We start from the raw sequence: 15,654 nt of genomic DNA, 5'->3' as shown, positions 1-15,654 counted from the left end.
GGAGCTTTCCATGCTGCCTCAGGCACCTTGCGAAACGTCCGCCGAAGAAAAGCGGCGGTTCGCACGACGACTACTGCTTCGTCATGGTGCGTTGAAGGACGGGCGTGGGCGTTTCTGGTGCTTTCTCTCTACGCGCGAAGGCTGCCTCAATCCATGGATAACTTGAATAGTGCGGTGCAAGTCCTGATCCACGGCTCCAATACCCTGTTCATCCTGCTCGGAGCGGTGATGGTGCTGGCGATGCACGCCGGCTTCGCCTTCCTCGAGGTGGGCACCGTGCGCCTGAAGAACCAGGTCAACGCGTTGTCGAAGATCCTGTCCGACTTCGCCATCTCGGCGCTGGCCTATTTCTTCGTCGGCTACTGGATCGCCTACGGCGTGACCTTCTTCCACCCGGCAGCGGCGCTGACCGTGGACAGTGGCTATGCGCTGGTGAAGTTCTTCTTCCTGCTGACCTTCGCCGCGGCAATCCCGGCGATCATTTCCGGCGGCATCGCCGAGCGTGCCCGGTTCGGCCCGCAGTTGTGCGCCACGGCGCTGATCGTGGCCTTCGTGTACCCGTTCTTCGAAGGCTTGGTGTGGAACGGCAATTTCGGCTTGCAGGAATGGCTGAAGTTGGAGTTCGGCGCGCCCTTCCACGATTTCGCCGGCTCCGTGGTGGTGCATGCGCTGGGCGGCTGGCTGGCATTGGCGGCGGTGCTATTGCTGGGCAGCCGCAACGGTCGCTATCGCGACGGCAAGCTGGTGGCGATGGCGCCGTCGAGCATCCCGTTCCTGGCGTTGGGGTCGTGGATCCTGATCATCGGCTGGTTCGGCTTCAACGTGATGAGCGCCCAGACCCTCGCCGGGGTCAGCGGGCTGGTGGCGGTCAACTCCTTGCTGGCGATGGTTGGCGGCACCATGGCGTCGCTGCTGATCGGCCGCAACGACCCGGGCTTCCTGCACAACGGTCCGCTGGCCGGGTTGGTGGCGGTGTGCGCCGGTTCCGACCTGATGCATCCGATCGGCGCGCTGGCTACCGGCCTGGTGGCGGGGGCCCTGTTCGTCTGGGCGTTCACCGCGACCCAGGTGCGCTGGAAGATCGACGACGTCCTCGGTGTCTGGCCGTTGCACGGTCTTTGCGGGGTCTGGGGCGGGATTGCCTGCGGCATCTTTGGCCAGCAGGCATTGGGTGGGCTCGGCGGGGTGAGCCTGGCCAGCCAGGCGCTCGGCAGCCTGCTGGGGGTGACGGTGGCTTTCGCCGGCGGCCTGTTGGTCTATGGGCTGATGAAGGCGCTGCTGGGCATCCGCTTGAGCCAGGAGGAGGAGTACTACGGCGCGGACCTGTCGATCCACAAGATCGGCGCGATCAGCCACGAATGAGGGGGCGGACTTCCTTGGTCCGGTGGGGTATCGGCGGATAACGCCCCAGGCGCTATCCGTCCTGCACGCTGCGAGCGAGGCATCCCGCCATGAAAGAGGCCACCCAAGGGTGGCCTCTTCGTTCCGCCGCGGGGCTCTGGGAAGGGGCGGATGGCCGTAGCGCGGCTATCCGCGGGGCCTGCCGTTACCAGAGCGGCAGCGTGTAGCTGACGATCAGGCGATTTTCGTCGTAGTCGTTGGTGTAGTTGGTGCGCATGGTCGCGTTGCGCCACTTCACCCCGAGGTTCTTCAACGGGCCGCTCTGGAACACGTAGGCGATGTCCATGTCGCGTTCCCATTCCTTGCCTTCGCCCGAGGTGGTCAGCAGGTCGATGTTGTCGCCCTTGACGTAGCGGGTCATGAAGGTCAGGCCGGGAATGCCGACGCCGGCGAAGTTGTAGTCGTAGCGCGCTTGCCAGGATTTCTCGTCCTTGTTGGCGAAGTCGCCGATCTGGATGAAGTTCACCAGGTAGGGGTCGGCGCCGTTGATGTAGGCGAAGCCGGTGTCGCCGCTCATCTTCTGGTAGCCGACGCCGAAGGCGTGGTAGCCGAGGCTGTAGGTGAACATGGCGTTGAGCGCCTTGTTGTCGACGTTGCTGGAACCGTCGTCGGTGGAGCGCGCCCAGCGGATGTCGGATTTCAGCGACTGCTTGTCGGCGATCGGCAGGGTGTGCACCAGGCCGAGGTAATGCTGCTTGTAGAAGTTGTCGAGCTTGCCGTAGTGGTAGCTGGTGCTGAGGTTGTCGGTCCACTTGTAGCTGCCGCCGGCGAAGTCGAACTTGTCCGAGGTCAGCCCGGAACGGACCACGATGTTGCGCTTGCCGCCGCCGGTGATGGTCATGTCCTCGTTGTCCGAGGAGTCGCGCTGGTTGACCTTCTTCAGGCGCCCGGCGTCGAGGGTCAGGCCGTCGATCTCCATGGAGTTCAGCGCGCCGCCCTGGAAGGTCTGCGGCAGCAGGCGGCTGTCGTTGGGCATGATCACCGGCAGCTTGGGGGTCAGGGTGCCGATCTTCAGGGTGCTCTTCGACGCCCGCAGCTTGGCGGTGATCCCTGCCTCGCCATAGTCGTCCTGGGCGCGGCCGGTCTCGCGGTCGCGCTTGAGCAGGCCGGTGCCGCTGCGGTCGGGGCTGGAGTCGAGCTTCACCCCGAGCAGGCCGATGGCGTCGACGCCGAAACCGATGGTGCCCTCGGTGTAGCCGGACTCGTAGCGCAGGAGGAAGCCCTGGGCCCATTCCTCGGCCTTGGACTGGCTGGCGCCTTCCTGGCGGAAATCACGGTTGAAGTAGAAGTTGCGGAGTTCGATGCTGGCCTTGCTGTCCTTGATGAACTCGGCATGGGCCAGGGTTGGGACGGTAATGCTGGAACCCAGCGCGGCAAAAGCCACGGCACGGGCGATCGGGGTCATGCTCATTGTTATTGTCTCCTCGAGCGCTTGGGGCAGGCCGATGGCGGCGGCGTGACGCCACGTCGGCCTGTGACAGCCCGGTTACTTAAGCACTACAGGAAGACGGCCACTGTTAGACATTAGTCGAGGGTGGCCGCGAATTGGCACGAACCCTGTCTAGGACGGGCTTTCCCGCTATTCCAGCCAGTGCGGGAAGTAGCCCAGGGCGGCCTGGACCCGCGCATCGTGCGCCGGAATCACGCTCAGGCGCGGGTCGCTGCGGAGCAGCAGGCGGATCTTCGCCAGTTGCGCGAGGGTGCGCGCGGGATCGCGATCGACCAGGGCGCGGCCGGCGAAGAACTTCTGCCGTGGGCCTTCGACGCCTTCGAGTCGCCAACTGGTGTCGCCGCTGAAGAACAGCCGGCGCCCGCTGTCGAGGGTGACGAACAGACCGACCGAGCCGGGCGTATGGCCGGGCAGGGGGACCAGCACCAGGCGGCCGTCGCCAAACAGGTCGAGGCTTTCGTCGAAGCCCATGAACGGCTGCGGATCGAAGCTGTAAGGTCGCCAGCGCACGCCATGGCGGAATTGGCTGGGGAAGGCGGCCGGCGGGGTGGCGATGCGGCTGAAGGTGATCTCCTCGTAGGGTGCCCAGACCGGTACTTCGGGGAAGTCGACCAGGCCCGAGGCGTGATCCCAGTGTGCGTGGGACAGCAGGATGCGATCGACGCGGATACCGGCGGCGTCCAGTTGGTCGCGCGCCGGGGCGACTTTCTGGTAAGCGAACAGCGGCGCCGCCCACCAGGGCATGTCGGCGCGGAACTGGGCGTCGATGTCGCGCCCCAGGCCAGTGTCGAAGAGCAGGGTGGCGGCATGGTGCTCGATCAGCACCGCGGTATGGCTGAGCGGCACCCGGCGCACCCAGGAGCCGCCGTCGACGGTGAGCGCATCGAGGGTTTCCACTCCCGAGGTGCGCAACAGGGCGACTCGCATTTCCGCCGCCTGCACCGGCAGGACGAGGAGGGCGATCAACAACGAGGCAAGGCGATACAGGAAAGGCATCAAGATTCACCGGCAGGAAGAAAAGGGGATGGCTGGGGCTCGCCGAATGCCAGCGGCAGGCGGCCGCGCCGCCAGCGCCAGCCTGCGGGGCGCAACGCCAGCAGGCGCTCGGCGCCGGCGGGCCAGGGGATGGATGGCTGCGAACCCGGCCAGAACAGCTCGGCCTCGGCGTGCAGGTGCAGCAGGTCGCCGTTGTCGAAATCGATGAACAGGAGGCCGCAGCGAGGCTCCTGGAGCAGGTTGCCGAGGGTATTGAACAGGCGGTTGCCGGCGTAGTCGGGCAACCACAGGCGGCCATCCGCGCCGAGCCGGAGAAAACCCGGCGGCCCGCCCCGATGGGAGACGTCGACGCCGCCCCTGAGTGGGTCGGCATGCTGGCTGGCGATGAACAGCGTAGCGCTGCGCGAGACCAGCGACAGCCAGCGCGGATCGAGTCCTTCGCCCTGCAACGCGGGACTTGCGATCCTGGAGACGGGCTGATGGCTGCGCGCCTGGATGTACTTGGGACAGTTGCCGAAGGACTGCTCGACGCCGACCGTGAAACCCTTTCCGTCCCGCGCCAGGACCCGTCCATTCATGCGGTTGCGGCGGCGGGTCGGCCATTCCAGGCCGAGGATGCCGAGGCGGGTGCCGGCCTCGAGATTGGCCGCCAGCGGATCGTCCGCTTGCGGCAGGCTGTCGATGCGCAGGCGGGTCGGTTCCGGCGAACGGGCGAAGCCGGGGGGGCCCCAGAGCACCGAGGCGCTGGGGTAGCCGTCGGCGTCGAGGCTGCCCACCAGCAACAGCGGTAGCAGGGCGAAGAACTCCCGATGCTGGTCCGGCATGAAGGTGCGGATCGCGCGGCTGCCGAAGCCGGCGACCTGCTCGCGAACGCCGGCGCGTTCCTGGATCGCCAGTTCGCCGGCGTGGAAGGGGCTCTGTTCCTGGCTCATGCTGCCTCCTGTCGAGCTACAGGCCGGGCATCGGGATGTAGCCGGGCAGCGCGCGGATGCGGGCGATCCAGGCGTTCAGCGCCGGGTAGTGGTCCAGCGCCAGGCCGCCCTCGGGGGCCAGGGCCAGGTAGGGGTAGAGGGCCACGTCGGCGATGCTCGGCTGTTCGCCCTGGGCCAGCCAGCGATGCTCGGCCAGGTGCCGCTCGACCAGGCGCAGCACTTCCAGGCCTCGCTGGTGGGTCTGCTCGCGATCCAGCGGCAGGTCGAAGCGGGCGATCAGCCGGGCGCTGGCCGGACCGTTCTGCACCTCGTTGGCCGAATAGCTGAGCCAGTAGGCGATTCGGCCCTGGCTGACGGGGTCGAGCGGATACCACACGGGATCGGCATGGCGTCGCGCCAGATAGACGAGGATGGCATGGGAGTCGCCCAGTTGCAGCTCGCCGTCTTCCAGCACTGGGATCTGCCCGCGGGGATTCATGCGGAGGAAGGCTTGGGTCTTGTGCTCGCGGTTGAGGAAATCGACCGGCCGCAGCGTCGCCTCGCGGCCGATGAGGGAGAGGAACAGGCGGACCTTGTAGGCGTTGCCGGAGAGATCCAGGTCATGGAGTTTCATCTGAGGGTTCCAGGCGGGTATTGGTGTCTGGATATTAGACAGACAGGTCTGTATATTTCAAGGCACGCGTTCGCCTTTTTCCGTCGGTATTCGTCCGGGGAGCGACGCAGAGCGGTTCAAGGGGGCGGCAGGGTCGCGCATAATGGGCCGCTCAGGAGGCTTTCCATGACATCCCGCAAACGCGAGCAACTGCTCAGCACCGCCGTCGACCTGTTCTATCGCGAGGGTTACCACGCCACCGGCATCGACCGCATCCTGGCCGAATCCGGCGTGGCGAAGATGACGCTGTACAAACACTTTCGCTCGAAGGACGAACTGATCATGGCCGCCCTGGAGGTGCGTCGGCAGCGCACCGCCGAACGCATGCTCGAAGCCGAGGCACGGTTGCAGCCGCGCGCGGCGATCCTGGCGGTGTTCGATGGTCTGCAGGAGTTTCTCCAGGACGAGGCGTTCCGTGGCTGTGCCTTCATCCATGCCGCCGCCGAGTTCCATGAGCGCTCGCATCCGATCCACCGCCAGGCGGCCGAGCAAAAGGCCTTCGTCGAAGCCTACTTCCAGCGCCAGCTGGAGCGCCTGGGCGTGCGTTCGGCGGCACTGCTTGCGCGGCAGTTGCAATACCTGATGGAGGGCGCCCTGGTGATGGCGCACATCCACGGGCCGGCGGACCAGGCCCGCGAGGCCCGGCAGGCGGCCGAAAGTCTGTTGCAGGTCGCTGGCATCTGAGCGCGGGTGCTACCATCGCCGCGAAACACTGCACAGGTCCTTTCGATGCCCCCGGAATGCCAACTCTTCGGAACCCTCGGTTGCCACCTCTGCGAAGTCGCGGAGGCGGTGCTGATGCCCTTCGTCGAACATGGCCTGCTGGTCGAACTGGTGGACATCGCCGACGACGAAGCCTGGGTCGAGCGCTATGGCCTGCGGATCCCGGTGCTGCGCCGCTGCGACAATGGCGCCGAGCTGAACTGGCCGTTCGAGGCCGAGCAGGTCGCAGCCTTCCTCAGCCGCTGATGCCTATTCATTCGCGCTAAGCGCGGCACCGCTGGTAACCCCGCGCGCTATGCGCAAACCGGACTGCGTTCCGCTTCCTTCCCCCATGCCGCGCGGTGCCTGGCTTCGGCGATGCTGGCGAAGCGATGCATAGGCGTTTCTCAATGGTTTTCATAGCCTGAGCCTATTGGCTCGGCAGGCTGCGTTCGGCTAGGCCTAAGGGCGATGGATAAACCCTGAGTTCCCTTCAGGACTGACTGGAAACAGCCGGGAACCCGCGTGGCGCAGGACGCGTCGCAGGTCGTTCGGTCCGCTGTCGCGGACCGCCGGGGTGTGGGGTCGGGACGACGAGGCTCGGCGTTTCCTCATAACGAAAGAGGACGCCTGATGAAAACGCCCGCCTGGACGCGCCATGCCCTCTGGGTCATGCCGCTCGCCCTGGGGCTGCAATCCGCCGTGGTCGCGGGGGATGAGCAGCCAAGCAAGACTTCCAGCTATTCGCCGGTGGTGATCAACGAGGACTTCGCCACCATCATGAAGCGCATGACGGCGAACAAGCCGTCGATCGAGCAGGCCCACAAGACGCTTCTCGAGCAGCGTTACGATCTCAGCGACAGGCCGGCCAAGGGTGCCAGCATGACGCGCGGCAAGCCGCTGCAGGAAGGGGGCCGGGTGAAGCTGCCGGCCGGCACCAGCTGGGAGGAGCTGGCCAGGCTGAGCCCCGAGGAAATCCGCAAGCAGGGGCTGTTCCCCGGCGGCTTCCTGCCGCTGCCACACCCCAACCATGCGGAGGGCGGGATGGTCTTTCCCAAGTTCCTCATCGACGAGATCAAGCGCCAGGAAAGCCGCGACCTGACCCGTTTCGACCTCGACTACGACCTGCCGGACCACTTCCTGCCGGAATTCCCGGCACCGATGTTCCTTACCACCCGGCCTGACCTGGGCGATGTGTCCAAGGGCAAGCTGGTGACCATCGACAACTATTTCGAGCTGTTCAACGGGATTCTCAATCCCAAGCAACTGGAAGGGCTGCGCCTGCTGCTAACGGCCTTTCCGCAGCAGCAGTTCAACCTCACCGACGATCGCCGTAGCGAGCATCCGAGCCGCGGCGTGGCCTGCTTCGACTGCCATGCGAACGGCCACACCAATGCCGCTACCCACCTGGCCGGCGACGTGCGCCCGCAGCCGTTCCGCCACCGCATCGACACGCCGACGCTGCGCGGGGTGAACATCCAGCGGCTGTTCGGCTCGCAGAGGGCGCTGAAGACCGTCGAGGACTTCACCGAGTTCGAGCAGCGCGCCGCCTACTTCGACGGCGATCCGGTAATCGCCACCAAGAAGGGGGTGAACGTGCTCGAGCGTGGCAGTCAGGTGCATTTCATGGGTGAGTTCCAGGCGCTGCTGGACTTCCCCCCGGCACCGAAGCTGGATGTGGAGGGGCGGCTCGATCCGGGCAAGGCCAGCGAGCAGGAATTGCGTGGCGAAAAGCTGTTCTACGGCAAGGCGGCCTGCGCCGGGTGTCATGCGCCGCCTTACTTCACCGACAACCTGATGCACAACCTGAAGGTGGAGCGCTTCTACGATCCGAAACTGGTCAATGGCGTGATGGCGTCCGCCGACGGGCCGATCAAGACCTTCCCGTTGCGCGGGATCAAGGATTCGCCGCCGTACCTGCACGACGACCGCCTGCTGACCCTGGAGGACACGGTGGAGTTCTTCAACCTGGTGCTGGAGCGCAAGCTGTCCGCGGAAGAGAAGGGCGACCTGGTGGCCTACCTGCGTACCCTGTGAGAAAGACCGAATCGCAGGCAATAAAAAACCCGCCGTTGAGGCGGGTTTTTCGGGATATGGTCGGAGCGACTGGATTCGAACCAGCGACCTTCTCGTCCCGAACGAGACGCGCTACCAAGCTGCGCTACGCTCCGTTTTGTTGGGGCGCATTCTACAGAAAAAGTTTTGGTACACAAGGGGTTAGATGAACTTTTTTTCGAGCCCCGGTTTCCCCGGGCGGAAAAGCAAAGACCCCGTCGCTCGTTCGAGTCGACGGGGTCTTCAGGAAAACCTGTTACGCGACGGTATCAGAGTTCCTTGACGGTGCGGACCTGGTCCTTGTTCACGCGGGCGCGCTTGCCGTCGAGCTGTTCGAACTCGTAGAAGCCGGAATCCTCGTCATAGGAAGGGGTGTCTACGGCCTGGATTTCACGTCCGTCGTTGAGGGTGATCACGGTAGGGCTGGAACAACCCGCGAGGGCGCCGAGGCCTACGGCGAGGAGGAGGGCGGGTAGCATCCGCTTGATCATTGCGCAGTTCTCCTGTGCGGTCAGACTTTGAAGTTACGAGTTTCTGACAGACGAGTTCTAGGAAGAGTTCCCCCCTAAAAACGAGTGTTCCCCCCACCTTCGAGAAAATTCGACTCGACGTCCCTTCCGTTTTACTTCAGTTCGCGGTGATTAGCCAACAGCTCGGGGGTGTTCAGGTTGGCCAGCCGCGGATCGCCCGCGGCCAGCTCGATGGCCTCCGCGCCAAGCGGCAACAGGACGTGGCGTGGGCTACGGTCGCCCTGGCGCCAGGCGTGTTCTATCTCTTCGGCCAGGTGCGTCGGGATCAGGCTGAACAGCGGTTCCCACTGGCCGCCGCAGCGCAGCATCCAGGGGCGCGCCGGTGTGCGGCCGGCGGCCTGCAGCAGGGTTTCCAGCAAGGCGCGGTCGATGCGCGGCGCGTCGCAGGGCAGCACCAGCAGCCAGGGATGCCGGGCCACCGCCAGGCCGGCGCGGATGCCGGCGAGCGGGCCGGGGAAGTCTCGGCTGTCGTCGCTCACCAGGCGGTCGGCATAGGCCGCATAGCGTTCCTGGTTGCGGTTGCAGGAGACGATCAGGTCATCGGTGAGTGGGCGCACCAGGCGATGCAGGTGGGCGATCAGGGGCAGGCCCTGCCACTCGATCAGGCCCTTGTCGCGACCGCCCATGCGCTGGCCGCGGCCTCCCGCCAGGAGAAGGATGGAGCAGGGGGGCAGGGCGCTATCGGGCATCTGGGGTCTCCGTGTCGGGCCTGTGATATAACACCGCGATCACGTCCACAAGCAAGGGCCAACCCCATGAGCCACAAGGCCGAAACGGCATTCGTGCCGTTGAACATCGCCGTCCTGACCGTCAGCGATACCCGCACCCTGGAAACCGATACCTCAGGCCAGTTGTTCGTCGACCGCCTGACCGAGGCCGGGCACAACCTGGCCGCTCGCGTGCTGCTGAAGGATGACCTGTACCGGATCCGCGCACAGGTCGCGACCTGGATCGCCGAGGACAGCGTGCAGGTCGTGCTGATCACCGGCGGCACCGGTTTCACCGGCCGCGACAGCACCCCGGAAGCGGTGGCCTGCCTGCTGGACAAGCAGGTGGACGGCTTCGGCGAGCTGTTCCGGCAGATTTCGCTGGCCGACATCGGTACCTCCACCATCCAGTCGCGGGCCCTGGCCGGGCTTTCCAACGGTACCCTGGTCTGTTGCCTGCCGGGCTCCACCAATGCCTGCCGCACTGCCTGGGAAGGCATCCTCGTCGAGCAACTGGACGCCCGTCATCGCCCGTGCAACTTCGTCCCGCACCTGAAACAGGCGGCGCCCTGCGAGAGCCGCGGGTGAGCGGCTGCTGCGAACAGCCGGGGCTGATGCCGGTCGAGACGGCGCTGGAACGGCTCCTCGAACTGGCCGCGCAAACGCCTATCGATACGTGTGAGCAGGTGCCCCTGGAGCAGGCTGGCGGCCGCGTGCTGGCGGTCGACCTGCTGGCCGGCCTGGACCTGCCGCCGTGGCCGAACAGCGCCATGGACGGCTACGCCTTGCGCCTCGCCGACTGGAACGGCGAGCCACTGCCGGTCAGCCAGAAGATCTTTGCCGGACAGGCGCCGGAGCCGCTGCAAGCGGGTACCTGTGCGCGGATCTTCACCGGTGCGCCGCTGCCGGAAGGCGCCGACCTGGTAGAGATGCAGGAAAACGCCGAAGCGCTCGACGATGGCCGCGTGCGCTTCACCCAGCCGTTGCGCGCGGGCCAGCATGTGCGCCCGCGTGGCCAGGAAATCCGCCAGGGCGACCTGGTCCTGCCGGCCGGCACGCGCCTGCGCTCCATCGAACTGGGGCTGGCGGCTTCGTTCGGCTGCGCGACCCTGGAGGTGCGACGCAAGCCGCGGGTGGCGCTGCTGTCCACCGGCGACGAGCTGGTCGAGGCGGGCCAGCCGCTGCAGGCCGGGCAGATCTACAACAGCAACCGTCCGTTGCTCAAGGATTGGCTGCAACGCCTGGGCTGCGACGTGCTCGACGCCGGTATCCTTCCCGACGACCTGGCACGTACCCGCGAGCGCCTGGCCGGGTTGGCCGGGGTGGACCTTATCCTTTCCACTGGCGGCGTATCGGTGGGCGAGGCCGACTTCCTCGGCATGGCGCTGCGCGAAGCCGGCGAGCTGACCCTCTGGAAGCTGGCGATAAAACCCGGCAAGCCGCTGACCGTCGGCCAGTTCCAGGGCATCCCGGTGATCGGCCTGCCGGGCAATCCGGCTTCAACCCTGGTCACCTTCGCCCTGCTGGCGCGTCCCTACCTGCTGCGCCGGCTCGGCGTGGCGCAGGTCGCGCCGCTGCGGGTGGAGGTACCGGCCGGCTTCGCCTGGACCAAGGCGGGGCAGCGTCGCGAGTACCTGCGTGGTCGCCTGGAGCAGGGCCGCGCGGTGCTCTATCCGAACCAGAGTTCCGGGGTACTGCGCAGCGCTTCCTGGGCCGAGGGGCTGGTGGAGGTCCGCGAGGGACGTACCCTCGTGGAAGGCGAGGGCGTGGCGTTCATTCCGCTGAGCGAACTGCTCGACTGAGCCGACGGTGGCCGGATGGCCGCCGTTCTCATTGCGCCGCCGGCTCCTTCCGCCGTTGCCGGTACTCGCCGGGCGTCTGCCCGGTCCAGCCCTTGAAACTGCGATGGAACGAGCGGGACTCGGTGAAGCCCAGGTACTGGGCGATGTCCTGGATCGGCAGCTCGCTATGCAGCAGGTAGTGCTCGGCCAGTTCGCGGCGCAGTTCGTCGAGGGTCTGCTGGTAGCTGCTGCCGGCTTGCTGCAGGTGGCGTTGCAGGGTGCGTACGGTCATGCCGAACTTCTCCGCCACCCGTTCCTTGCGCGGCAGGCCGTCCTTGAGTAGCTGGCGCAGGGCGTTCTTCACCCGCAGCGGCAGCGGCTCGTCATCGTCCAGCTCGGCCATCAGCGCCAGGGCATGTTCTTCCAGGGTGCGCAGCAGCGTCGCGTCGGCCTGGCGCAGCGGCAGCGCCAGGTAGTCCAGTGGTACCAGCAGCGCCGAACAGGGTTGGGTGAAGCGCACCGGACAGCCGAAGAAGGTCTCGTAGTCTTCCACGCGGGTTCCGTCCGGCAGGTCGTGTTCCAGCCAGACCTCGTCCGGCGAACCTTCCAGGTCGGCTATCCAGCGCGCGTAGAGGACCCAGGAAGCCAGGACGTGCTCGACCATGTGGCGCCGTACCAGGGGTGTCTGGTGGCGGCAGTTCCAGATCAGCCGGACCTCCCCGCCGGCCGCCTCGATGCGGCTGGTGCCCATGTCGCCGACCAGCTTCTCGTAGGGCGTGATGCGGCTCATGGCCTCGCCCAGGGTGGCGCAGTTCATCGCGATGTAGCCGAGCACGCTCCAGGAGCCGGGCTGGACGAAGCGCGCCGAATGCAGGCCGAACAGGGGATCGCCGGAATGCTCGCAGAAATAGCCGAGCAGGCGCTCGTGGGCTTCGCCCGGCAGGCGCTGGCGATTGTCGTTGAGCTGGTCGGCCTGGAGGCCGGCGGCGGCCAGGGCAGGGGCGATGTCCAGGCCGAGCCGTTCGGCGTGGCGCAGGTACTTCAGCAGGGCCGGAACCGAGGTGGAGCCAAGGGTCTGCATGGTCGTTGTTCTTGTCGTGGCGGGTGGAACAGGCCGTCCGGCGTGCGTGCCGGCTGTCTTGATCGGTCACAGGGAGTGTCTCGATCCGACAGTGACAGGCGAGGGCGGCTGGCTAGTATAGGCAGCCAGAAAGGTTCCGATAAACAGGTTGCCGCGACAAGCGAGGGGAGAGGTTCATGCGTCGTTGGAATGGCTGGGGCGAAGAAAGCACCGTGGTCGAATTGCCGGACAGCGCCCGTGGGTTCCTGGCGGAACTGGTCGGGCAGGGCGCACGCTTGCCGGACGCCAGCCTGGAGGCGGCGCTGGCGAAGGTCCCGGCGTCGCGCCTGGAGGCCGATCCGCGCTACAGCATCGACCCCCGTGAGCGTCTGCTGCATGCCCGCGGGCAGAGCCTGCCGGACTGGCTGGCGATGCGCGAGGGCGACTTCGGCGTCTACCCGGACGCCGTGGCCTATCCGGAAACCGCCGAGCAGATCCGCGAGTTGCTGGCCCTGGCCGACTCCCGCGACCTGCAACTGATTCCCTATGGCGGCGGTACTTCCGTGGCCGGCCATATCAATCCGCAAGCCTCGCGGCGGCCGGTACTGACGGTCTCGCTGGAGCGTATGAACCGCCTGCTCGATCTGGACCGCGAGAGCCTGGTCGCGACCTTCGGCCCCGGCGCCGCCGGCCCGCAGGTGGAGAGCCAGTTGCGTGCGCTGGGCTACACGCTCGGGCATTTCCCGCAGTCCTGGGAGTTGTCGACCCTCGGTGGCTGGGTCGCCAGCCGCTCCAGTGGCCAGCAGTCGCTGCGCTACGGGCGGATCGAACAACTTTTCGCCGGCGGGACCCTGGAGACCTTCGCCGGGCCGCTTGAAATCGCTACCTTCCCGGCATCCGCGGCGGGACCGGACCTGCGCGAACTGGTGCTGGGCTCTGAGGGACGCTTCGGGATCATTTCCTCGGTGAAGGTGCGGGTCTCGCCGCTGGCCGAGGACGAGCGCTTCTACAGCGTCTTCCTGCCGAACTGGCAGCAGGCCCAGCAAGCCACCCGCGAGCTGGCCCAGGCGCGCGTGCCGCTGTCGATGCTGCGCCTGTCCAACGCCGTGGAAACCATGACCCAACTGGCCCTGGCCGGCCATCCCGGACAGATCGCCTGGCTGGAGAAATACCTGGCACTGCGCGGCGCGGGCGAGGGCAAGTGCATGCTGACCTTCGGCGTGACTGGCAACCGTCGGCAGAACGGATTGTCGTTGAGCCAGGCGAAGGCCTTGCTGAAACGCTTCGGCGGGGTCTTCACCGGCACCCTGCTGGGGCGCAAGTGGGCGCAGAACCGCTTCCGCTTCCCCTACCTGCGCGAGGCCCTGTGGCAGGCGGGCTACGCCGTGGACACCCTGGAGACCGCCACCGACTGGAGCAACGTCGACGGCCTGCTGCAGAAGATCGAGGCCAGCCTGCGCGACGGCCTGGCCGCCGAGGGCGAGAGGGTCCATGTGTTCACCCACCTCTCGCATGTCTATGGCGAGGGGTCGAGCATCTATACCACCTACGTGTTCCGTCCGGCCGCGAGCTATGCGGCGACGCTGGAGCGCTGGAAGCGTCTCAAGCATGCGGCCAGCCAGGCGATCGTCGACAATCGCGGCACCATCAGCCACCAGCATGGCGTCGGCAAGGACCACGCACCCTACCTGCCCCGCGAGAAGGGCGAACTGGGCGTCGCCGCGCTGCGTGCCATGGCCGGTCACTTCGACCCGGCCGGGCGGCTCAACCGCGGCACCCTGCTGCAGGACTGAGCGGAATGACTTCAGCCTGGAACGAGGAGTGGCGTCGCCGCCGCCTGCCGGCGCTGGCGGGGCAGGAGTGGGACCTGATCGTGGTCGGCGGCGGCATCAGCGGTGCCGGCATCCTCCGCGAAGCCGCGCGGCGCGGCTGGCGCTGCCTGCTGCTGGAGCAGCGGGACTTCGCCTGGGGCACCTCGAGCCGCTCGTCGAAGATGGTCCATGGCGGCCTGCGCTACATCGCCAAGGGCCAGTGGCGGCTGACCCGCGACTCGGTGCGCGAGCGCCAGCGCCTGCTCGGCGAGGCGCCTGGGCTGGTGGAGCCGTTGAGCTTCGTGATGGCCCACTACCGCGGCGGCTTTCCCGGCCCGCGGCTATTCGGCGGCCTGCTGAGCGTCTACGACGCCCTTGCCGGGCGGCGCAACCACCGTTTCTACGACGCCGCCGCGTTGCGCTACCTGGCGCCGGGCCTGAAGGAACAACGGCTGCTCGGCGGCACGCGATTCTTCGATGCGGTGACCGACGATGCGCGCCTGGTGCTGCGGGTGCTGGCCGAGGCGCGTCACGACGGCGGCGAGGCATTCAACGGCATGCGTGTGCGCGAATTGCTGCGCGAGGGCGGCCAGGTGGTCGGCCTGCGCGCCGAGGACCGCGAGAGCGGCGAGCTTCTCGACTTTCGCTGCCGTGCCCTGGCGGTGGCCACCGGGGCCTGGGCCGATGAGTTGCGCCAGCCCGGCGGAAGCGAGCACATCCGCCCGCTGCGCGGTAGCCATCTATTGCTGCCGGCCTGGCGCCTGCCGGTGGCCCATGCCTTCAGCTTCATGCACGCCACGGACCGGCGACCGGTGTTCGTGTTCCCCTGGGAGGGTGCGACGGTGGTCGGCACCACCGATCTCGACCATCGCGACGGCCTTGGGGAGGACGCGCGGATCAGCCGCGCCGAACTCGACTACCTGCTGGCGGCCTGCGCCCAGCAGTTTCCCGCCGCCGCCATCGAGGCGCGCGACGTGCTGTCGACCTGGGCCGGCGTGCGACCGGTGGTCAGCAGCGGCGACGACAGCGGCAAGCCTTCCGACGAGAAACGCGAGCATGTGCTCTGGCGCGAGCCGGGCTGCGTGACCCTGGCCGGCGGCAAGCTGACCACCTTCCGGCCGCTGGCGGTGGAGGTGCTACAAGCCTGCGCGCCGCTGCTCGGGCGCACGGTCACGGACGATGGCGCGGCGGTCTTCGGCGCCTGCGAAGGTCCGCTCATCGACGGGCTCGGCAGTGGCCAGCGACGCCGCCTGGCCGGTCGCTACGGACGCGACCTGGTCCGCCTCAAGCGGCTGGTGGACACCCTGGGAACGGACTGCGTGGGTGCCAGCGAAACGCTCTGGGCCGAACTGGCGTTCGCCGCCGAGGCGGAAATGGTGCTGCATCTCGACGACCTGCTGTTGCGCCGCACCCGCCTCGGCCTGCTGTTGCCCGGAGGCGGCGCGGCATACCTGCCGCGTATCCGCGCACTCTGCCAAGCGCGCCTGGGCTGGGACGACCCGCGCTGGGAACGTGAGCAACAGGCCTATCTGGACCTCTGGCGCCGGCACTACAGCCTGCCCGTCTGACCAGCCGAG

At 67.2% G+C, this 15,654-nt stretch carries 15 protein-coding genes and 1 tRNA gene; 8 read left to right on the top strand and 8 right to left on the bottom strand.

The annotated features are described in order from the left end of the window. Positions 1-153: 153 nt before the first annotated feature. Complete coding sequence (locus tag LT948_RS14515; RefSeq protein ID WP_003091258.1) at positions 154-1,362, top strand: ammonium transporter; 1,209 nt, start codon at positions 154-156, stop codon at positions 1,360-1,362. Between the two features lie 184 nt (positions 1,363-1,546). On the opposite strand, the gene opdQ is transcribed toward LT948_RS14515, so the two are convergent. The 4 genes from opdQ to LT948_RS14495 form a co-directional block, all read right to left on the bottom strand. Next, entirely contained in the window at positions 1,547-2,812 is a 1,266-nt protein-coding gene (gene opdQ, locus LT948_RS14510; protein WP_003091257.1) for a porin OpdQ, read from the bottom strand. Positions 2,813-2,980: 168 nt separating this feature from the next. Then, positions 2,981-3,847 carry an MBL fold metallo-hydrolase gene (locus LT948_RS14505; protein WP_003091254.1) on the bottom strand — a complete coding sequence of 289 codons (867 nt, stop codon included), beginning with the start codon at positions 3,845-3,847 and terminating at the stop codon, positions 2,981-2,983. Next, positions 3,847-4,779, bottom strand: a complete 933-nt coding sequence (locus LT948_RS14500) for a pyridoxamine 5'-phosphate oxidase family protein (protein WP_003091252.1) — start codon at positions 4,777-4,779, stop codon at positions 3,847-3,849. The genes LT948_RS14505 and LT948_RS14500 overlap by 1 nt, the downstream gene beginning before the upstream one ends. A 16-nt stretch (positions 4,780-4,795) precedes the next feature. Continuing rightward, positions 4,796-5,392, bottom strand: a complete 597-nt coding sequence (locus LT948_RS14495; protein WP_003091251.1) for a glutathione S-transferase family protein — start codon at positions 5,390-5,392, stop codon at positions 4,796-4,798. A 165-nt stretch (positions 5,393-5,557) separates the two neighbouring features. On the opposite strand from LT948_RS14495, the gene LT948_RS14490 reads away from it, so the two are divergent. The 3 genes from LT948_RS14490 (at position 5,558) to LT948_RS14480 (ending at position 8,170) form a co-directional block, all read left to right on the top strand. Beyond that, positions 5,558-6,115, top strand: a complete 558-nt coding sequence (locus tag LT948_RS14490) for a TetR/AcrR family transcriptional regulator (RefSeq protein WP_003109619.1) — start codon at positions 5,558-5,560, stop codon at positions 6,113-6,115. Between the two features lie 45 nt (positions 6,116-6,160). Then, the gene (locus tag LT948_RS14485; protein WP_003109620.1) at positions 6,161-6,400 is read left to right on the top strand and encodes a glutaredoxin family protein; all 240 of its coding nucleotides are present in this window, start codon (positions 6,161-6,163) and stop codon (positions 6,398-6,400) included. Between the two features lie 366 nt (positions 6,401-6,766). Continuing rightward, a complete protein-coding gene (locus LT948_RS14480) occupies positions 6,767-8,170 on the top strand; it encodes a cytochrome b6 (protein WP_009313812.1) in 1,404 nt (467 codons plus the stop codon). 57 nt (positions 8,171-8,227) lie between these two features. Here the strand turns inward: LT948_RS14480 and LT948_RS14475 are convergent. From LT948_RS14475 to mobA, 3 genes are all read right to left on the bottom strand, one after another. Continuing rightward, positions 8,228-8,304 (bottom strand) — tRNA-Pro (locus LT948_RS14475). Between the two features lie 153 nt (positions 8,305-8,457). Continuing rightward, positions 8,458-8,679, bottom strand: coding sequence for a YgdI/YgdR family lipoprotein (locus LT948_RS14470; protein WP_003091247.1), 222 nt, complete (start codon positions 8,677-8,679; stop codon positions 8,458-8,460). A gap of 131 nt (positions 8,680-8,810) precedes the next feature. Continuing rightward, a complete protein-coding gene (gene mobA, locus LT948_RS14465) occupies positions 8,811-9,407 on the bottom strand; it encodes a molybdenum cofactor guanylyltransferase MobA (protein ID WP_003109495.1) in 597 nt (198 codons plus the stop codon). A 66-nt stretch (positions 9,408-9,473) separates the two neighbouring features. Here mobA and moaB point away from each other — a divergent pair, with 66 nt between their 5' ends. Both moaB and LT948_RS14455 read left to right on the top strand, forming a co-directional pair. Beyond that, the gene (moaB, locus tag LT948_RS14460; RefSeq protein WP_003091240.1) at positions 9,474-10,013 is read left to right on the top strand and encodes a molybdenum cofactor biosynthesis protein B; all 540 of its coding nucleotides are present in this window, start codon (positions 9,474-9,476) and stop codon (positions 10,011-10,013) included. After that, a complete protein-coding gene (locus LT948_RS14455; protein WP_073657131.1) occupies positions 10,010-11,227 on the top strand; it encodes a molybdopterin molybdotransferase MoeA in 1,218 nt (405 codons plus the stop codon). Before moaB ends, LT948_RS14455 begins: the two co-directional genes overlap by 4 nt. A gap of 28 nt (positions 11,228-11,255) precedes the next feature. Here the strand turns inward: LT948_RS14455 and gliR are convergent, their stop codons facing one another. After that, positions 11,256-12,287 carry an AraC family transcriptional regulator GliR gene (gene gliR / locus LT948_RS14450; protein ID WP_023117005.1) on the bottom strand — a complete coding sequence of 344 codons (1,032 nt, stop codon included), beginning with the start codon at positions 12,285-12,287 and terminating at the stop codon, positions 11,256-11,258. Between the two features lie 176 nt (positions 12,288-12,463). Between gliR and LT948_RS14445 the strand changes: the two genes are divergently transcribed. Together LT948_RS14445 and LT948_RS14440 are read left to right on the top strand one after the other, a co-directional pair. After that, on the top strand, positions 12,464-14,059 hold the full coding sequence (locus tag LT948_RS14445; protein WP_003162439.1) for an FAD-binding oxidoreductase: 1,596 nt from the start codon (positions 12,464-12,466) through the stop codon (positions 14,057-14,059). Between the two features lie 5 nt (positions 14,060-14,064). Further along, a complete protein-coding gene (locus LT948_RS14440; RefSeq protein WP_003091234.1) occupies positions 14,065-15,645 on the top strand; it encodes a glycerol-3-phosphate dehydrogenase/oxidase in 1,581 nt (526 codons plus the stop codon). Positions 15,646-15,654 lie beyond the last annotated feature (9 nt).

It is taken from the genome of Pseudomonas sp. CP-1, from assembly GCF_021213715.1.
Taxonomy (GTDB): domain Bacteria; phylum Pseudomonadota; class Gammaproteobacteria; order Pseudomonadales; family Pseudomonadaceae; genus Pseudomonas; species Pseudomonas aeruginosa.
This window is presented reverse-complemented; position numbering and strand designations above follow the sequence as displayed.